This window comes from Aeromonas enteropelogenes (assembly GCF_000819845.1).
Lineage (GTDB): Bacteria > Pseudomonadota > Gammaproteobacteria > Enterobacterales > Aeromonadaceae > Aeromonas > Aeromonas enteropelogenes.
In genome coordinates, this window is the sequence record NZ_CDCG01000037.1 from 592594 (window position 1) to 611541 (window position 18948).

Genomic DNA, 18948 nt, shown 5'->3' on the forward strand with positions numbered 1-18948 from the left:
CTTACTCGGACTGCTCTTCCCCGAACCAACAGATGTTGCGAGCAGCCATAATGAGCTCACCGGCCTTCTCGGCAGTCAGCCCTTCGATATCGGCAAGGTCATCGATGCCTTGCTCTGCCAAATCTTCCAGGGTACCGATGCCACGGCCCGCCAGTGCGTAAGCCATTTCACGGCTCAGACCGTTCAGATTGAGCAGCTCTTCTGACGGCTCAACACCATCGAAAGATTCTTCTTTGGCCAGGGCCTTGGTAGTCAGGGCATCCTTGGCGCGCTTGCGCAGCTCTTCGACCATGTCTTCATCCAGACCGTCGATGGCCAGCAGCTCGTTGACCGGTACGAAGGCGATCTCTTCCAGAGTGGAGAAGCCCTCTTCCATCAGCAGGCTGGCGAAATCGTCATCGATGTCCAGGGTGCTGGTGAACAGGTTCATGATGCGATCGTTCTCGGCCTGGTGCTTGGCACGCATGTCCTCAACGGTCATCACATTCAGCTCCCAACCGGTCAGCTGGGATGCCAGACGCACGTTCTGACCGTTACGGCCGATGGCCTGGGCCAGGTTGGCCGCTTCCACTGCGATATCCATGGTGTGGTTGTCTTCATCGACGATGATGGAGGCCACATCGGCGGGCGCCATGGCATTGATCACGTACTGGGCCGGGTTGTCATCGTACAGCACGATGTCGGCGCGCTCACCGCTCAGCTCGGCGGAGACGGCCTGAACGCGGGCACCGCGCATGCCGATGCAGGCACCGATCGGGTCGATGCGACGATCGTTGGTCTTCACCGCGATCTTGGCACGGGAACCCGGATCACGGGCGGCGCCCATGATTTCGATCATCTCTTCACCGATCTCCGGCACTTCGATGCGGAACAGCTCTTTCAGGAAGTCCGGGCTGGAGCGGCTGACAAACAGCTGGGAGCCACGGGCTTCCGGACGCACTGCGTAGAGCAGACCACGGACGCGGTCACCAGGACGGAAAGTTTCGCGCGGCAGCATGTCGTCGCGGAAGATCACGGCTTCTGCATTGCTGCCCAGATCCAGGATCACGTTGTCGCGGTTGCTCTTCTTGACCACGCCGCTGATGATGGTGCCTTCTTTGTCCTTGAACTGGTCAACGACTTGTGAACGCTCGGCTTCGCGCACTTTCTGCACGATGACCTGCTTGGCAGTCTGGGTGGTGATGCGGTCGAAGGTCACGGAGTCGATCTGATCTTCAACATATTCACCGATCTGGATGTCCGGCTGCTCGATCTGCGCCGCTTCCAGAGTGATTTCGGCGTAGGGGTTTTCCATGGCGGCCTGATCCGCGATGACTACCCAGCGGCGGAAGGTATCGTAATCGCCGGTCTTGCGATCGATCTCGACACGAACCTCAATCTCGCCTTCATATTTTTTCTTGGTCGCAGTCGCCAAGGCTGTTTCCAACGCCTGGAAGATCTTCTCGCGGGGTACCGCTTTCTCGTTGGATACTGCGTCAACGACCAGCAAAATCTCTTTATTCATATCCGATAGCCTCGTTAACCAAAGTTCGGCACTATGTTCGCTTTTTGGATATTGGTGAAAGCCAACACTTCGTCCTTACCATCTACCATCAGGGTGATCATGTCGCCCTGTACGGCTTTGATTACGCCTTTGAACTTGCGGCGGTTGTTTGTTGCCATCCGAAGCGTTACCGCCGCCTCTTGGCCAACGTATTTTTCGAACTGGGCAACCTTGAACAGCGGGCGATCCAGACCCGGGGAAGATACCTCGAGGTAATACTCCTCGGTGATGGGATCTTCGACATCCATGATGGCGCCAACCTGATGGCTGACCTCAGCACAGTTCTCGACGGTCACGCCCTGCTCGCCATCAATGTAGACGCGCAAGGTGGAGTGTTTACCCGCACGGATAAACTCGATACCCCAAAGTTCAAAGCCCAAGGCAACGACCGGCGCCTCGAGCATATCGGTCAAACGTTGTTCCAACGTAGCCAAAGTCACCCTCCGAAAAACAAAAAAAGGGCATAAAGCCCAGATAGAGATCCATTCAGAGTAAATTGCACATAACAAAAAGCCCCGATATCAAATCGGGGCTTGGCGCTTTACCCTGATTGTCGCCTCGCAGCGACCGCCTTCCTGAGCGTAGGAAATGCGTGAAATTTGGTTGCGGGGGCCGGATTTGAACCGACGACCTTCGGGTTATGAGCCCGACGAGCTACCATGCTGCTCCACCCCGCGTCCGAAATCGTGCGAGATTATAGCCATATCACTCCGATGAAACAAGACTGACTGGCTATAACACACCCGGTCACCCGGGCTTACTGCTTAATTGGTGCCGTGGGCGGGACTCGAACCCGCACACCCTAGAGCACTACCCCCTCAAGATAGCGTGTCTACCAATTCCACCACCACGGCAAAACTCTTACTCGGGAACGTCAGTATCTTTCTTCACTGGCGCTTTATTCTGCTCAACCTGTTGGGTCTGTTGCAGATTTTCCCATTCACTACCCTGTTTTACCTTGTGAGTGGACATGGATCCAAGCACCAGGCTAATTACGAAGAACAGAGTAGCCAAAATCGCTGTTGTTCGGGTCAGGAAGTTGCCTGAACCACTGGAGCCAAACACTGTGTTTGATGCCCCTGCGCCGAAGGAGGCGCCCATGTCAGCCCCTTTACCTTGCTGAATCATCACCAGACCAATCAAAGCCAGTGACACCAGCAGATAAACGACCAAAAGAATCTCGTACATTTAACTTGCACCCTTTGCCGCTTCAACAATTCCTAAAAACGCATCGCTATCGAGACTTGCACCACCAATAAGACCACCGTCTACATCGTGCTGGGCAAACAAATCTCTCGCATTGGCTGGCGTCACGCTCCCACCATAGATGATTCTAACTTTCTCACCTATTACCGGAGTATCCTCCGCCAAGCGACCACGTATAAAGGAATGAACCTCTTGTGCCTGCTCGGGTGTGGCGCATTTACCTGTACCTACAGCCCAAATCGGCTCGTAGGCGATGATAGCATTATCGAAAGCCATCGCGCCATTTTTCTCTATGACGATGTCCAGCTCTTCTGCGATGACCTCAAAGGTTCTTCTCGCTTGCCTTGCTGCACCCGACTCACCCAAACAGAGGATTGGAATAAGCCCTGCCGCTCTGGCAGCCGCAAATTTCTCTGCGACGATAAAACTGGTTTCTCCAAAGAGACGCCTGCGCTCGGAGTGCCCTACCAGTACGTAGCGACAACCTGCCTCAACCAGCATCTGACACGAAACTTCTCCCGTGTAAGCGCCTGCTGTGTGCTGACTCACATTCTGAGCCCCCAACTTTATCGCCATCTGCTCACCGAGCAATGATGCAGCAAAGTCGAGATGCACATGGGACGGACAGAAAACAACATCTACATCATCACCAACGCCCTGCAGGCATTGACTCGTAAACTGCTCTAACTGCGACCTACTACCGTGCAACTTCCAGTTGGCTGCTACAAACGGCTTGCGATGTCCCATCGGCAACTCCCTTGCGAAAGCGGGGCTGATAATATCCAGAGGATTGTCAGCTGACAAGTGCTATTTTCAATTTTTTGAATCGATTGAACAAGATACAACCAGGGCGACTAAAAAGCCGCCCTGAATGCTCATTAAAGCGCCGATTCAACTTGCTTGGCAATACGCTGTGCCATGTCATGAACCTGCTGTTCATGCTCACCTTCCACCATCACCCGGATCAGGGGTTCGGTACCGGATTTGCGCAGCAGTACGCGGCCACGACCGGCCAGCTCCTGCTCCACCTTTGCCACCTCCTGCTTGACCGCATCGGCAGAGAGCGGATCCTTGCCCTCGGCAAAGCGAACATTCACCAGCACCTGCGGGAACTTGTTCATCCCTGAGCGCAACTTGGCCAACGGCATCTCGGCGCTGCGCATGGCGGTCAGCACCTGCAGGGCGGCGACAATGCCATCCCCGGTGGTGGTCTGATCCAGGCAGATGATGTGACCGGAATTTTCACCACCGATCCGCCAGCCCTTTTCTTCCATCATCTCGAGAACGTAACGGTCACCCACCTTGGCACGGGCAAACGGGATGCCAAGCGTCTGCAACGCCAGCTCCAGCCCCATGTTGGCCATCAGGGTTCCGACGACACCGCCCTTGAGTCGACCGTTGCGCAGTGCATCACGCGCGATGATATAGAGAATTTCATCACCGTCGATGAGATAGCCGGTATGGTCAACCATGATCAGACGGTCGCCATCCCCATCAAATGCCACCCCGAGATCGGCCTTGGACTCCAGCACCTTGGCGACCAGCGCCTCAGGGGCGGTAGAACCGACACCGTCGTTAATATTGAGGCCATCCGGTGCACACCCCATGGTGATCACATCGGCCCCCAGCTCGCGGAACACGGAGGGTGCGATGTGGTAGGTGGCACCGTGGCCGCAATCAACCACCATTTTCAGCCCTTCCAGGTTCATATGAGAGGGGAAGGTGCTCTTGCAAAACTCGATATAACGGCCAGCGGCATCATCGATACGGACGGCCTTGCCCAGCTCGGCAGAGTCAACGCACTTGAGCTCATGATCCAGCTCGGCCTCGATGGCCATCTCGACCTCGTCGGGCAACTTGGTGCCATCGGCAGAGAAGAACTTGATGCCATTGTCATAGAAGGGATTGTGTGAGGCACTGATGACGATACCGGCTTCAGCGCGGAAGGTTCGGGTCAGATAGGCCACAGCCGGCGTGGGCATGGGGCCCATCAAAATGGCCTTGAGGCCTGCGGCGGAGAGGCCTGCCTCCAGAGCCGACTCCAGCATGTAGCCGGAGATGCGGGTATCCTTGCCGATCAGCACCTTGCGGGTACCCTTCTTGGAGAGCACCTTGCCCGCGGCCCAACCCAGCTTCATTACGAAATCCGGAGTGATCGGGTACTCACCCACCTTGCCGCGTACACCGTCGGTACCGAAATACTTTCTTGCCATTGTCTGTTCTCTTTATTATTTGGAAATAAAATCTTGTCCCGTCATTGCCTGCCAGCCGACCCGCAATGCATCCATGGTTTCCCGCACATCGTGCACCCGAATGATCCTTGCTCCTTGCTGCATGCCGATCAAAGCGCAGGCAAGGCTGCCCGCAAGGCGCTCATCCACCGGACGGGCGAGCAGGTTGCCTATCATAGACTTTCGAGACATGCCCACCAAGAGTGGCAAACCATAGCAGAGCAACTCCTTTTGCGCCGCCAGTAGCTGATAGTTATGCGCCAGCGTCTTGCCAAAGCCGTAACCCGGATCCAGCAGCAGCTTCTCGCGCCCAATCCCGGCAGCCTCGCAGACGGCGATCCGCTCGTCAAAGAAGGCTTTAACCTCCTCCAGCAGATCATCGTAATGAGGCTCGACCTGCATGGTTCTCGGCTGCCCCTGCATGTGCATCAGGCACACAGGCACGTCAGCTTCTGCGGCGACAAGCAGCGCCCCCGGCTCTTGCAGCGCACGAACGTCATTGATGAGATGGGCGCCAGCCTTGCAGCCTTCGCGCATCACGGTGGCCTTGGAGGTATCAAGCGAGATCATCACATTGCACTCGCGTACCAATCGCTCGACGATGGGGAGGACCCTATCCAGCTCTTCCTGTTCGCTTACATCAGGAGCGCCGGGTCGGGTCGACTCACCACCGATATCGATCAGGGTCGCGCCGTCGGCCACCATCTGGCGCGCATGGGTCATCGCGCGCTCAAGCTGGTTGAAATTGCCACCATCGGAGAAGGAATCCGGCGTCACATTTAGGATCCCCATGACATGAGGACGATCGAGGGAGAGGCTGAGCCCCTTGCTGATTAACTGCATCTTCATTTCCGTCTGGATAAAGAAAAACCCCGGGCAAGCCCGGGGTTTGGAGAGTCACGATTATTTAGCCGGGAGATCGTTGGCCTTGTCGATATCGACATCCGCCACCGGTTCCGTTGCGGCTGCAGCCGGTTTGGGCTCGGCAGCAACGGTAGAACCACCTTGCGGTGTATCACCGTGCTCATCATGCCAGTTGCTGGGGGCACGGACTTCGCGACGGGCCATCAGATCGTCGATCTGCTTGGCGTCGATGGTTTCGTACTTCATCAGCGCATCTTTCATGCTGTGCAACACGTCCATGTTATCCAGCAGGATCTGCTTGGCGCGGTCGTAGTTGCGATCGATGACCTGCTTTACTTCGGCATCGATGATACGAGCAGTATCGTCGGACATATGCTTGGCCTTGGCCATGCTGCGACCGAGGAATACTTCACCATCCTCTTCCGCATAGAGCATGGGACCGAGACGCTCGGACATCCCCCACTGGGTCACCATCTTGCGGGCGATATCGGTGGCTCGCTCGATGTCGTTGGAGGCACCAGTCGATACCTTCTCTGCACCGTAAATCAGTTCTTCTGCCAGACGACCACCGTACAAACTGGAGATCATGGACTCCAGATGCTGCTTGGAGTGGCTCCAGCGATCCTGCTCCGGCAGATACATGGTCACACCCAGCGCACGACCACGGGGAATAATGGAGACCTTGTAAACCGGGTCATGATCCGGGACCAGACGACCGATGATGGCGTGACCCGCTTCGTGATAGGCGGTCATCTCCTTCTCGGACTCTTTCATCACCATGGAACGACGTTCCGCCCCCATCATGATCTTGTCCTTCGCCTTCTCGAACTCGGCCATGGAGACCACACGGCGGCTCTCGCGAGCTGAGAACAGGGCCGCTTCGTTGACCAGGTTGGCGAGATCGGCGCCGGAGAAACCGGGCGTACCACGGGCAATCAGGGCTGCGTTGACGTCATCGGCCAACGGCACCTTGCGCATGTGTACTTTCAAGATCTGTTCACGACCACGGACATCCGGCAGACCGACCACCACCTGGCGATCGAAACGACCAGGACGCAACAAGGCAGGATCCAGCACGTCAGGACGGTTGGTGGCAGCGATAACGATGATGCCTTCATTGCCTTCGAAACCATCCATTTCGACCAGCATCTGGTTCAGGGTCTGCTCACGTTCGTCGTGACCACCACCCAGACCGGCGCCACGCTGGCGGCCGACAGCATCGATCTCATCGATAAAGATGATGCAGGGAGAGGATTTCTTGGCCTGCTCGAACATGTCACGCACCCGAGAGGCGCCCACACCCACGAACATTTCGACGAAATCGGAACCGGAAATGGTAAAGAACGGCACCTTGGCTTCACCGGCAATGGCCTTGGCCAGCAAAGTCTTACCGGTACCGGGAGGACCTACCAGCAGTACACCAGTAGGGATCTTGCCGCCCAGTTTTTGGAATTTGCTCGGATCGCGCAGGTAGTCGACCAGCTCCTTGACCTCTTCCTTGGCCTCATCGCAACCGGCGACGTCGGCGAAAGTGGTCTTGATCTGATCTTCACTCATCAGGCGAGCCTTGCTCTTGCCAAACGACATGGCACCTTTGCCACCGCCGCCCTGCATCTGACGCATGAAGAAGACCCAGACACCGATCAGCAGCAGCATCGGGAACCAGGAGATGAAGATGGAGGTCAGCAGAGACGGCTCTTCCGGCTTCTCGCCCATGACTTTTACGTTATGGTTGAGCATGTCGTTGAGCAGCTGGGGATCCGGCGCAGGAATGATGGTGGTGAAACGCTCACCAGTCCGTTTGACGCCGTTAATGACCTTGCCGTCCATCCGAACTTCACGGATCTGCTCTTGGGTCACCTCTTTAACGAAGCTGGAATAGTCCAGCTGGCGACTGGTGGTATCGCTGGGGCTGAAGCTATTGAACACCGACATCAATACGACGGCGATGACCAGCCACAGGATTAAGTTTTTCGCCATGTCACTCAAATCAGTAACCTCGCAGACTGACAGTTAACGATGAAGGTTAGGGTACTACAGTTTAAAACCGGTAGCCACAATGTAGACTTCCCGTGATCTGGCTCGGGATGAGTCTGGTTTGCGAATTTTGACAGTTGTGAAAAGTTGACGTATTTCATTGAGATAGGCGTCGAAACCCTCCCCTTGGAACACCTTCACCACAAAACTGCCATCGCTGCGCAATACCTGGTTGCACATGTCCAGTGCCAACTCGACCAGATACATGGCCCGGGCCTGATCCACCTGCTGGGTACCGCTCATATTGGGTGCCATATCAGACATCACGACATCTACCTTGTCGGGACCCACTCGCTCCAGCAAAGCACCGAGCACAGTTTCCTCCCGAAAGTCCCCTTGCAGGAAATCGACACCGGCAATGGGATCCATAGGCAAAATGTCACAGGCGATGACACGACCCGACTCACCCACCTGTTCAACCGCGAACTGGGACCAGCCACCCGGAGCCGCCCCCAAATCCACCACTGTCATGCCGTTCCTGAGCAAACGGTCTTTGCCCTGGATCTCGTCAATCTTGAAAACGGCACGGGAACGCAGCCCCATCTTCTGGGCTTTTTTGACGTATTGATCGTCGAAATGTTCTTTTAACCAGCGAGTTGAACTGGCGGAACGTTTTTTCTGGGTCATGATAATCGACTTTAAAAAACCACAAGGGTTATTAGTATTAAGGGCTAAGTGGGGGTAGAATACGCCCCTTTCAACCCTGACTTATGAAGAAATTGCGATGATTCTCAACAATAAACAGAAACAGTACCTCAAGGGCCTTGCCCACAGCCTCAAGCCTGTCGTCCTGCTGGGTCAACATGGTCTGACCGAGGGTGTACTGGCCGAGATCGATCTGGCACTGAACCATCACGAGCTGATCAAGGTTAAGGTTGCCTCTGAAGATCGCGAGATGAAACAACTGGTTATGGATGCTATCGTCCGTGAAACCGGTGCAATCAAGGTGCAGAGCATGGGTCATGTGCTGACCATCTACCGTCAAGCCAACGAACCCAAAATCCAGCTGCCCCGCAAGTAACAGGAAAGAGCATCGCTCTTTCCTTATTTCATTTCCTTCCCGAGTCGCTTGCAAAGGTAGTCGCCAAGCCCTTAACCTGCGATGAATAGTCGTGGAGAGAGCCGCTATGGAGCACCACCAGATTCTCACCGAAGATGAGCTGGCCATGTTGCGGGACCTGGGAAACGATCAGGAAAACACCGCCGGACAATCTCTGAGCGGTTACCTCGCAACTCCTCTGGTTGGACTGCTGCAACGCGCCGATCGGCTCGTACTTGAAGCCCGCTTCGCAGGACATCAACTTCGCTTTCCCCTGCGCTTCACCCAGGGGGATGACGGCTTTATCGAGCCACGCATTGCCGCTCCTGTCATCAAGGAACTCGGCTACCCACACCAACGAACCTGGCGTCTCGATGAGAAAGCCCGTTTCAGGGTGGCCGGAACCGACTATCAGGTGCACAGTCTGTCACTGGACGGTCTGGTCGTGGAAGGCTTGCCCTCAAACCTGATCAAGGGCTCCACTCTCAACGGCACCCTCTATATTCACGAACTGGCCCCACTCCCCCTTTGCGCCGAGCTGATCAGGCATATTCACCAGCAAAACGGCCTTCAGGGTTGGGCGCTGCATTTCCAGATGGCCAAACCTGATCTGGAGCGTCTACGCAACTGGATTTTCCTGCGCCACCAGGATGCCTTCACCGAAGCCTATCGAACCGGGTAAAGACAAACAGGGGAGCCTATGCCCCCCTGTTTCGGCACCTTGCCATCCTGTTAGATGTAGGCGACTTCCAGGATTTCGTATTCCACATCGCCAGCCGGCGTCTTGACGATGGCGACATCATCCACTTCCTTGCCAATCAGGGCTCTGGCAATGGGAGAATTGACGGAGATGAGGTTTTGCTTGATGTCAGCCTCATCGTCACCCACGATGCGGTAGACCACTTCTTCCTCGGTCTCGCTTTTGAGCAGGGTAACAGTAGCGCCAAAAATCACCCGACCATTGTTGGTCATCTTGGTGACATCGATCACCTGGGCATTGGAGAGCTTGCCTTCGATTTCCTGGATACGTCCTTCGCAGAACCCCTGCTGCTCACGGGCGGCATGGTATTCGGCATTTTCCTTCAGATCGCCGTGCTCACGGGCATCGGCAATCGCTTCGATAATCTGGGGACGAAGCTCGGTCTTGAGATATTCGAGCTCTTCGCGCAGCTTTTCAGCGCCGCGAACAGTCATCGGAGTATGATTCATAGTCGAAACCTGGGTTGCTTGAAAAAAGAGACTGCGACCAAGCATCAGCCGGTCGCAGCAATCGGTTCGGATGGGGCATCTTAATATGAAGCCGGCACAAAATCCATGTCAGCGCCCCGACACAGATCCCACTTGCACACTTGTTTATGGCCGCGATCACTGTGCTTTCGGCACGGATATCGGCTCGGAAATCGTCGGTTTGCCCTGCATGATGGAGATCTCCACCCGTCGATTCATCCGACGGTTTTCGGCCGTCGTATTGGGCACCAGCGGCTGGGTATCGGCCATTCCCTGCACCACCAAACGACTCTGATCGAAACCGGGCACCTTGATCATCTGGTGGGCTACCGCCACCGCACGCTGGGTGGATAAATCCCAGTTGGAGCTGAACAACTCGTTCTCGGTCGCCACATTGTCGGTATGGCCCGAGATGGTGATCTCCCCGGGAACATCCTTCAGCAGAGCGGCGACCTTGCGGATAACCGGCCAGAACTGCGGTTGCAAGAATGCAGAGCCGGCAGGGAAGGAGGCCTTCTCGCGGATCCGGATGATGATCTGCTGCCCCAAAGCCTCAATTTCGATGGCGCCATCCTGGATCTGATCCTTGAGCTGCTCGGCCAGTGCTTTGGCCAGATTGTTGGACTGCTGCTGGGCCTGCTGCGCCGTTTGCGACGTCTGGGGCGTATCTCCCCCGGTCTGCTTGCCATCGCTTTTATCCTGACCACCCGCCTGTTCCGCCTCACCTGGCAGGAACTCCAGCTCGGTCTGGGTCATGTCGATGGTCTGCTGCATGATGGTATCGATCGGGGTCGGTTCGGGACGGCCGGGTCTGAACTCCTGGGCGATGACGGACGTCCCCTTGGGTATGTCCTTCACTTCCAGAATGTTCTGCACCCCGAATGCGTTCTTCATCGAGCCTGCAATCTGCTTGAACTTGAGCACGTCCATCTCGGCAAACGACAGCAACAACACGAAGAAACACATCAACAGCGACATCAGGTCAGCGAAAGTCCCCATGTAGCCAGGCAGCCCTGGTGGCGGACATTTGCATTTAGACATTATGCCCCCTACTCGGTGCCATCATTGCGTTTGGACTGGTTCAGGTAGTTCTGCAGCATGGACTGGATCACCCGCGGGTTCTGACCATCCTGGATCCCCATGATGGCGTCGAGGATCAAGGCACGGCTCAAGCTCTCCTCGCCGCTACGCAGCTCCAGCTTGTCAGCGATGGGGATGGCGATCATGTTCGCTTCGATGGCCCCGTACAGGGTGGTCAGCAAGGCGACCGCCATGGCCGGGCCGATGGATTTGGGGTCGCTCATATTCGACAACATGGCCACCAGACCGACCAGAGTACCGATCATGCCCATGGCCGGACCGAGATCCCCCAGGGTGCGAAACACCTTGATGGCACTGGAGTGGCGCTCCGCCGTGAGATCGATGTCTTTTTCCAGCACCGAACGCACCACATCGGCATCGTGACCATCCACCAGCATGTCGATCCCCTTCTTCATGAAGGGACTGGGGATCTCGGCTGCCTCCAGTGCCAGAAAGCCCCCCTTGCGGGCAGCATCGGCCAGTTCAACCGCCTTGGCAATCAGGTCTTCCAGCTTGTCGCCCTTGTACATGAAGGCTTTGCCCGCCACCTTGAAAGCCATCAGGAACTGGCCAAGGTTGAACTTCATCATGGCGATGAAGATGGAGCCCAAGACGGTGATCATGACAGAGGGGACATCCACATACATGCTGACCGGACCACCCAGCAGCATGCCGTATACGACCACCCCGAATCCCAGCACTACCCCAATCAGACTACCTAGATCCACAATCCCTACTCCTGTCACCGGTGCTTGTTGCTATTTATAGTTTGTTGAATTTTCTGCTATTGCGCCCCAGGCGGCAAGCACACATCCGCTCGGAATGATGTCTCATTATCGACCAATTGTCGGAGAGTTTGAGCCATGGGTGTTTTTCTGCCTCCCCCATGGGGGCGGTCGATGTTAATATAAGCCGTTTTTTTCAATCCCCGAGGATGGACATGGCCAGTAAAAAAATCGACCGTCTGAGTTTTGATGCCACTCTGGAAGAGCTGGAAACCATCGTTCATCAGCTGGAACAAGGTTCCTTACCGCTGGAAGAGGCACTCAAGCAGTTCGAACAGGGCATTCATCTGGTTCGCGCCGGTCAGCAGAAGCTGGAACAGGCCGAACAGAAGATCCAGATCCTGCTGAGCCAGGCCGATGGCAGTGAACAACTCGCCCCCTTCCAGCCAGAACAAGGAGAGGAGTGAGTGGCGCTGGACCAATTTTCCCGTCTGCATCGTCAACGTATCGACGACTGTTTGTCAGCACAACTTGAATCCTTGCCCGCCATGGCCCCGCGCCTGCGCGATGCCATGAAGTATGGCTTGCTGCTCGGTGGCAAGCGGGTACGCCCCTTCCTGGTCTACGCCGTTGGCGAAATGCTGGGAGTAAAAAGCGCACTGCTGGACGGCCCGGCCGCCGCGGTCGAGTGCATCCACGCTTACTCCCTCCTGCACGATGACCTGCCTGCCATGGACAATGACGATCTGCGTCGCGGCCAACCGACCGTGCACAAGGCTTTCGATGAAGGCACCGCCATTCTGGCCGGCGACGCCCTGCAGACCCTGGCCTTCTCCATCCTGGCCGATCACCCCCTGCCCGGCGAACTGATGGCCAACCGGGTGCGGATGCTGAGCGCCCTCGCCCGCGCCTCGGGATATTTAGGGATGTGTGGGGGTCAAGCCCTCGATCTTCAGGCCGAAGGACGTCAAATTAGCCTGGCCGAACTGGAGCAGATCCATCGCCACAAGACCGGCGCCCTCATCGAGTGCGCCGTCATGCTGGGGGCCCTGTGCAAGGCCGACGTGGATGAAGCGACCCTGGCCGCGCTGCAGACCTATGCCGCCGCCATTGGCCTCGCTTTCCAGGTGCAGGATGACATCCTCGACATTACCAGCGATACCGCCACCCTGGGCAAGCCGCAAGGCTCCGATCTGGCGCAAGAGAAGAGCACTTATCCTGCGCTGCTCGGACTCGACAATGCCCGTGAACTGGCTCGCGAACTCCATGGTAAAGCCTTAACAGCATTGCAATCTTTACCCTACAATACCGACATTCTGGAAGCGTTTGCCGATTACATCATCGAGCGAACCCACTAAACGCTGGATAACAGTAACAATATGAGCGTTGATATTAGCAATTTCCCCAACCTGGCCCTCGCGGATACCCCGATAGAGCTGCGTTCTCTGCCCAAGGATCGGCTGCCTGCACTGTGCAACGAGCTGCGCGAGTATCTGCTGCGCTCGGTGAGCCGCTCCAGCGGCCACTTTGCCTCCGGTCTGGGCACGGTCGAGCTGACGGTGGCACTGCATTACGTCTACAACACCCCGTTCGATCGCCTGATCTGGGATGTGGGCCACCAGGCCTATCCCCACAAGATCCTGACCGGACGTCGCGACCAGATCCACACCATTCGCCAGAAGGATGGTCTGCACCCCTTCCCCTGGCGGGGCGAGAGCGAATACGACGTCCTCAGCGTTGGCCACTCCAGCACTTCCATCGGTGCGGCGCTCGGCATGGCGGTCGCGGCCGAGAGTGAAGGATTGGGGCGCAAGGTGGTGGCGGTGATCGGCGATGGTGCCATCACGGCCGGGATGGCGTTCGAGGCACTCAATCACGCCGGTGACGTTCACAAGGATATGCTGGTGATCCTCAACGACAACGAGATGTCCATCTCCGAGAACGTCGGGGCACTGAACAATCACCTGGCCCGGGTCATGTCTGGCAAGCTCTACACCACTATCCGCGAAGGCGGCAAGAAGGTGCTGGCGGGTCTGCCGCCGGTCAAGGAGCTGGCCAAGCGAGCCGAGGAGCATCTCAAGGGGATGGTGGTGCCGGGCACCCTGTTCGAGGAGTTCGGCTTCAACTATATCGGCCCCATCGACGGCCACGATATCGACGCTCTGGTCGAGACCCTGCGCAACATGCGCAATCTCAAGGGGCCCCAGCTGCTCCACATCAAGACCAAAAAGGGCAAGGGCTACGAGCCGGCGGAGAAAGACCCCATCGGTTATCACGCCGTCCCCAAATTCAATCCCGACGAGTGCACCCTGCCCAAGAGCGGCGGCGGCAAGCCCACCTTCTCCGCCATCTTCGGCCAGTGGCTGTGCGACATGGCGGCGAAAGACGAGAAGCTGGTCGGCATCACCCCCGCCATGCGCGAGGGCTCCGGACTGGTGAAATTCAGCCAGCAATACCCGGATCGCTACTTCGACGTGGCCATCGCCGAACAGCATGCGGTCACCTTCGCCGCCGGCCTCGCCATCGCCGACAAGAAGCCGGTGGTCGCCATCTATTCAAGCTTCCTGCAGCGCGCCTACGATCAGGTGATCCACGACGTGGCCCTACAGGATCTTCCGGTGCTGTTCGCTATCGACCGGGCCGGTCTGGTGGGGGCCGATGGCCCGACCCATCAGGGGGCGTTTGATATCAGTTTCCTGCGCACCGTGCCCAACATGGTGATCATGACTCCGTCCGACGAGAACGAATGCCGCCAGATGCTCTACACCGGTTACCTGCATCAGGGGCCAGCGGCAGTGCGTTATCCCCGAGGCAGCAGCCTGAGCGATACCCCCGTCTCGCAAGAGATGCAGGTACTCGAGCTTGGCAAGGGTCGCGTGTTGCGGGAAGGCAAGGGCACCGCCATCCTGGCATTTGGTACCCTGCTGCAGCACGCCAGGGCCGCCGCCGAGGCGCTCGATGCCACCCTGGTGGACATGCGCTTCGTCAAGCCGATGGATGAGGCGCTGGTGCTCTCCCTGGCCGCAACTCACGATTACTTCGTCACCCTCGAGGACAACGCCATCATGGGCGGGGCCGGCTCCGCAGTGAACGAGCTGCTGATGCGCAACAAGCAGTGCAAGCCGGTGCTGAACCTGGGCCTGCCCGACCGCTTCATCGAGCAGGGTACCCAGGAAGAGATCTACGCCCAGCTGGGGCTGGACGGCGCAGGCATCCTGGCCAGCATCGAAGGCTGGCTAAAAGCCTGACGCACGGCCGGCAACACGCCAGACCGAGAATTGCGAGCAATAAAGAAGGGCGCCATATTGGCGCCCTTCTTGTCATTCATCCTCTGATGATTGTTCCCCCATGGCCGCATCGGCCCGGTGAGCAGGAGACCATCAGCCCTTGTAAATCTTCGGGTTGAACACATCCCGCAGCCAGTCACCCAGGAGGTTGATGACCAGCACCAGCACCACCAGGCAGATGCCCGGGAAGGCGGTGATCCACCAGGAGCCGGAGAAGATGTAGTTGAAGCCGACGCTGATCAGCGACCCCAGGGACGGCTGGTCTACCGGCATCCCCAGACCGAGGAAGGAGAGCGCCGCCTCACTCATGATGGCGTTGGCCACCTGCACGGTGGAGATCACCAGAATGGGCGACAGGCAGTTCGGCAGTATGTGACGGAACATGATGCGCGGGGCGCGAAAGCCCATCACCTTGGCCGCTTCCACATACTCCTTCTTCTTCTCCGCCAGCACGGAGGCGCGCACGGTCCGGGCATATTGCGGCCATTCGGCAATGCCGATGATCACCACCAGCATCAGGATGGCGAACTTGGAGTAGAACTCAGAGCCAAAGGTCGCCTGGAAGATGGCGGAGATGATAATGGCCACCATCATGGTGGAAAACGACAGCTGGACGTCGGCAAAACGCATCAGCAGGTTGTCGATGCGACCACCGAAGTAACCGGCCAGCAGACCGATGACGATACCAAGCACCAGCTGCAGCGCTACCGCGAATAGACCTATAGTCAGCGAGATGCGAGCGCCATAGAGGATGGTGCTCCAGATGTCGCGGCCCTGGTTATCGGTACCGAGCCAGAAGCGCTCTTCGCCCCCTTCCAGCCAGGAGGGCGGCAATTCGGCATCCATCAGATCGAAGCTGGTCTGGTCATAGACGTTGTGCGGTGCAATCCAGGGCGCCAGCAGCGCCGCCAGCACAAACACCACGAAGACCGCAAAGCTGAACATGGCTACCTTGTCCCGCAGGAAGTAGTAGACGATGTCGGAGTTCTTGAAGCGCGCCCAGCGGCTCGGGCTCGCAGTTACTGCATTGCTCATGTGCTTACCCCTTAGCGGTCAAGTTGACGGTCGGGTTGATCAACCCGTAGAGCAGGTCGACCAGGGTGTTGGTCACCACGAAGATCAGGCCGACGAAGATGACGTAGGCGGTGATGAGCGGGGTATCGACCCGGTGAATGGCCTCGAGGAACAAAAAGCCGGTACCCGGCCACTGGAACACGCTCTCGGTCAGTATGGTGTAGGCCACCATGGTACCGATCTGCACACCGCCCACCGTGATGACCGGCAGCATGGTGTTCTTCAGGGCGTGCTGGTAGTAGACCTTGTTGTTGTCCAGCCCCTTGGCGCGAGCAAATTTGACGTACTCGGAGGAGAGCTGCTCCAGCATCTCGGAACGTACCAACCGGATAAACAGCGGCAGCATGATGGAGGAGAGCGACACCGCCGGCAGGATCAGGTGCTTGATGCCATCCCAGGTGAAGAAGCCGGACTCCCAGCCCAGCAGGTTGTAAGTCTCACCACGGCCGTAGGCAGGCAGCCAGCCCAGCTGGATGGAGAAGAGATACATCAGCATGATGGCGGTCAAAAAGACCGGGATCGAGATGCCGATACTGCTTCCCGCCATGATGATCTTGGTGGGAATACTGCGCGGGCGGATCGCAGAGTAGACCCCGAGCGGAATGGAGACCACGACGATGATGATCGCGGCGGCAAATACCAGCTCAAGGGTAGCCACCAGCTTGTCGAGGATCACCTCGAGAGCCGGTCGCTTGAAGAAATAGGAGGTGCCCAGATCCCCATGCACCGCATTCTTCAGAAAGCGGCTGTATTTGACCAAAAAGGGATCATTGAGGCCCATCTTGTCGCGCAGCTCCTGGCGCACGGACTCGGAGACGGATTGTCCCACCAGCTCGCGCAGCGGATCCCCCAGGTTGTCCTGGATGGAGAAGGCGACCAGGCTGATGACGAACATCACTATCACGGCCTGATAGAACCGTTTCAGCAGGAATGTAAACATGCTTGTCCTTCTACGTGGCCTGTGTCATGGCACAGGCTTCTGTTAGTGGGTGGCGCGACCTTGGCCGCGCCACCCCGTCCTTCCTTGCGACTTGCGCTTACTTGTTGACCACCAGGTCACCCAGGTAAGGGAAGTTCATTACGTTGACCACCGGCTTGATGTCGACGTTCTTCTTGGCGCCATAAGCCAGATCTTCCCAGTGCAGCGGCACATAGGCGGCATCTTCAATCAGCATGGCTTCCACCTTCTGCAGGATGGCGGCACGCTTGGCCGGGTCTGTCTCGGTGTTCGCATCCATCACCATCTTGTCCGCTTCGGCGTTGGCATAGCCACCACAGTTGTACTGGCCCATACCAGTCTTGGCGTCCTTGGTGAAAGTCAGGAACTCGAAGAAGTTCGCGGTATCTTCGGTGTCGGAGTGCCAGCCAATCAGCTGCATGTCGGCGGCGCACTTGTCAAACTCCGGCCAGTACTGGGCCACCGGCATGGTCTTCAGATCCACTTTGATGTTGATCTTGGCCAGCATGGCGGAGACAGCCTGGGCGATCTTGACGTCGTTGACGTAACGGGCAGCCGGGGAGATGAAGCTCATCTTGAAGCCCTTCTCGTAACCGGCTTCCTTCATCAGCTCCTTGGCCTTGGCCAGATCATACTGGGGCACCAGCGCCTCGTTATAGCCTGCATAGCCTTTCGGGCTCAGCTGGCCGGCCGGGGTACCGAAACCCTTGTTTATCTTGTCGACGATACCCACCTGGTTGATGGCGTAGTTGATTGCCTGACGCACGCGCTTGTCTTTCAGCGCCGGGTTGGTGTTCTGGTTCAGCTCGATGATGATGGCACGGGTACCGGACAGGGTGACCAGCTGGGAATCCTTGCCGTTCTTGACGCGCTCCAGATCGTTCGGAGCAACCGGGTAAATCATGTCCACGTCACCACCCAGCAGGGCGGCCACACGGGTGGCGTCTTCCTTGATGGGCACCACGGTCAGGTTCTCGACGTTGCCCTTGGAAGCCTTGTCCCAGTAGTTGGCATTGCGCACGTATTCCAGCTTCACGCCCTGCTCGCGGAACTTGACGCTGAACGGACCGGTACCGGAGACATTGGTCGAGGCGAAGGAGTCACCGTTCTTGACGATCTCGGCCTTGTCCTTGCCCGCTTCGGTCTTGCCGGTATAAAACTTGGAGTCCATCGGGAAGATATAGGTTACGGTCTGCAGCACCAGCGGGAACGGCTTGGCGGTGACGAGATCCACGGTGAAATCATCCACCTTCTTGGCTTCGGCGATGGGATCGAAGATCGCCTTGAAGTCAGGGGAAGCCTTCAGACGGTTGACGGTCCACACCACGTCATCGGCGGTGAAGTCGTTGCCGGAGTGGAACTTGACGCCCTTGCGCAGGTGGAAGCGGACGGTCTTGTCGTCGATACGCTCATATTTTTCGGCCAGGCGCGGCTCAAACTGCAGGTCTTGGGTGTAACGCATCAGGGGATCGAACACCAGGTGGGACATTTCCAGAGTCTGGCCGGAGAGCTGCTCCTGGGGATCCAGCGAGGTGGCATCGGAAGCGACGCCTACCTTGATATCGGCGGCAGAGACACTGAACGCGAAACCGGCGGCAAACAGCGCCATGGCAATTTTGGACAATCCTTTCTTCATTGTTTTCTCCATGCTTTTGGCTTTTTTATTGACAGACAAAC

19 protein-coding genes and 2 tRNA genes are annotated in these 18948 nt (G+C 57.3%); 5 read left to right on the forward strand and 16 right to left on the reverse strand.

Annotated elements, in window-relative coordinates:
• Window position 1: 1 nt before the first annotated feature.
• The 10 genes from nusA to rlmE form a co-directional block, all read right to left on the reverse strand.
• Complete coding sequence (gene nusA, locus BN1123_RS15510; protein ID WP_026455734.1) at window positions 2–1504, reverse strand: transcription termination factor NusA; 1503 nt, start codon at window positions 1502–1504, stop codon at window positions 2–4.
• A 14-nt stretch (window positions 1505–1518) separates the two neighbouring features.
• Window positions 1519–1977 (reverse strand): ribosome maturation factor RimP, encoded by a 459-nt coding sequence (gene rimP / locus BN1123_RS15515; RefSeq protein WP_042028103.1) that lies wholly within the window; start codon window positions 1975–1977, stop codon window positions 1519–1521.
• Between the two features lie 166 nt (window positions 1978–2143).
• Window positions 2144–2220 (reverse strand) — tRNA-Met (locus BN1123_RS15520).
• 92 nt (window positions 2221–2312) lie between these two features.
• Window positions 2313–2397 (reverse strand) — tRNA-Leu (locus tag BN1123_RS15525).
• A gap of 7 nt (window positions 2398–2404) precedes the next feature.
• Window positions 2405–2731, reverse strand: a complete 327-nt coding sequence (gene secG, locus BN1123_RS15530) for a preprotein translocase subunit SecG (RefSeq protein WP_026455732.1) — start codon at window positions 2729–2731, stop codon at window positions 2405–2407.
• The gene (tpiA, locus tag BN1123_RS15535) at window positions 2732–3496 is read right to left on the reverse strand and encodes a triose-phosphate isomerase (protein ID WP_042028104.1); all 765 of its coding nucleotides are present in this window, start codon (window positions 3494–3496) and stop codon (window positions 2732–2734) included.
• Window positions 3497–3627: 131 nt separating this feature from the next.
• Entirely contained in the window at window positions 3628–4962 is a 1335-nt protein-coding gene (gene glmM, locus BN1123_RS15540; RefSeq protein ID WP_042028105.1) for a phosphoglucosamine mutase, read from the reverse strand.
• 15 nt (window positions 4963–4977) lie between these two features.
• Window positions 4978–5823, reverse strand: a complete 846-nt coding sequence (gene folP / locus BN1123_RS15545) for a dihydropteroate synthase (RefSeq protein WP_042028106.1) — start codon at window positions 5821–5823, stop codon at window positions 4978–4980.
• Between the two features lie 60 nt (window positions 5824–5883).
• Complete coding sequence (gene ftsH, locus BN1123_RS15550; RefSeq protein ID WP_026455728.1) at window positions 5884–7833, reverse strand: ATP-dependent zinc metalloprotease FtsH; 1950 nt, start codon at window positions 7831–7833, stop codon at window positions 5884–5886.
• A gap of 45 nt (window positions 7834–7878) precedes the next feature.
• Complete coding sequence (gene rlmE / locus BN1123_RS15555; RefSeq protein WP_026455727.1) at window positions 7879–8508, reverse strand: 23S rRNA (uridine(2552)-2'-O)-methyltransferase RlmE; 630 nt, start codon at window positions 8506–8508, stop codon at window positions 7879–7881.
• Between the two features lie 97 nt (window positions 8509–8605).
• On the opposite strand from rlmE, the gene yhbY reads away from it, so the two are divergent.
• Together yhbY and BN1123_RS15565 are read left to right on the forward strand one after the other, a co-directional pair.
• Window positions 8606–8902, forward strand: coding sequence for a ribosome assembly RNA-binding protein YhbY (gene yhbY / locus BN1123_RS15560; RefSeq protein WP_026455726.1), 297 nt, complete (start codon window positions 8606–8608; stop codon window positions 8900–8902).
• A gap of 106 nt (window positions 8903–9008) precedes the next feature.
• Window positions 9009–9602, forward strand: coding sequence for a hypothetical protein (locus tag BN1123_RS15565; RefSeq protein ID WP_042028107.1), 594 nt, complete (start codon window positions 9009–9011; stop codon window positions 9600–9602).
• A gap of 50 nt (window positions 9603–9652) precedes the next feature.
• On the opposite strand, the gene greA is transcribed toward BN1123_RS15565, so the two are convergent.
• From greA to pomA, 3 genes are all read right to left on the reverse strand, one after another.
• Window positions 9653–10129, reverse strand: a complete 477-nt coding sequence (greA, locus tag BN1123_RS15570; RefSeq protein ID WP_042028108.1) for a transcription elongation factor GreA — start codon at window positions 10127–10129, stop codon at window positions 9653–9655.
• A 156-nt stretch (window positions 10130–10285) separates the two neighbouring features.
• A complete protein-coding gene (locus tag BN1123_RS15575) occupies window positions 10286–11188 on the reverse strand; it encodes a flagellar motor protein MotB (protein ID WP_026455723.1) in 903 nt (300 codons plus the stop codon).
• An 8-nt stretch (window positions 11189–11196) separates the two neighbouring features.
• Complete coding sequence (pomA, locus tag BN1123_RS15580) at window positions 11197–11955, reverse strand: flagellar motor protein PomA (protein WP_026455722.1); 759 nt, start codon at window positions 11953–11955, stop codon at window positions 11197–11199.
• Between the two features lie 212 nt (window positions 11956–12167).
• Here pomA and xseB point away from each other — a divergent pair, with 212 nt between their 5' ends.
• Genes xseB through dxs form a run of 3 tightly spaced genes read left to right on the forward strand, consistent with a single transcriptional unit; the run spans window position 12168 to window position 15200 of the window.
• Complete coding sequence (gene xseB, locus BN1123_RS15585) at window positions 12168–12419, forward strand: exodeoxyribonuclease VII small subunit (RefSeq protein ID WP_042028110.1); 252 nt, start codon at window positions 12168–12170, stop codon at window positions 12417–12419.
• Window positions 12420–13310, forward strand: coding sequence for a (2E,6E)-farnesyl diphosphate synthase (ispA, locus tag BN1123_RS15590; RefSeq protein WP_042028112.1), 891 nt, complete (start codon window positions 12420–12422; stop codon window positions 13308–13310).
• A 21-nt stretch (window positions 13311–13331) separates the two neighbouring features.
• Entirely contained in the window at window positions 13332–15200 is a 1869-nt protein-coding gene (gene dxs, locus BN1123_RS15595; RefSeq protein ID WP_042028113.1) for a 1-deoxy-D-xylulose-5-phosphate synthase, read from the forward strand.
• A 132-nt stretch (window positions 15201–15332) separates the two neighbouring features.
• Here the strand turns inward: dxs and BN1123_RS15600 are convergent, their stop codons facing one another.
• The 3 genes from BN1123_RS15600 to BN1123_RS15610 all read right to left on the reverse strand — a co-directional run bounded on the left by BN1123_RS15600 (window position 15333) and on the right by BN1123_RS15610 (window position 18907).
• Entirely contained in the window at window positions 15333–16274 is a 942-nt protein-coding gene (locus BN1123_RS15600; RefSeq protein ID WP_042028115.1) for an ABC transporter permease, read from the reverse strand.
• A gap of 4 nt (window positions 16275–16278) precedes the next feature.
• The gene (locus BN1123_RS15605; protein ID WP_026456637.1) at window positions 16279–17253 is read right to left on the reverse strand and encodes an ABC transporter permease; all 975 of its coding nucleotides are present in this window, start codon (window positions 17251–17253) and stop codon (window positions 16279–16281) included.
• Window positions 17254–17350: 97 nt separating this feature from the next.
• Window positions 17351–18907, reverse strand: coding sequence for an ABC transporter substrate-binding protein (locus BN1123_RS15610; protein ID WP_042028116.1), 1557 nt, complete (start codon window positions 18905–18907; stop codon window positions 17351–17353).
• Between the last annotated feature and the right edge of the window lie 41 nt (window positions 18908–18948).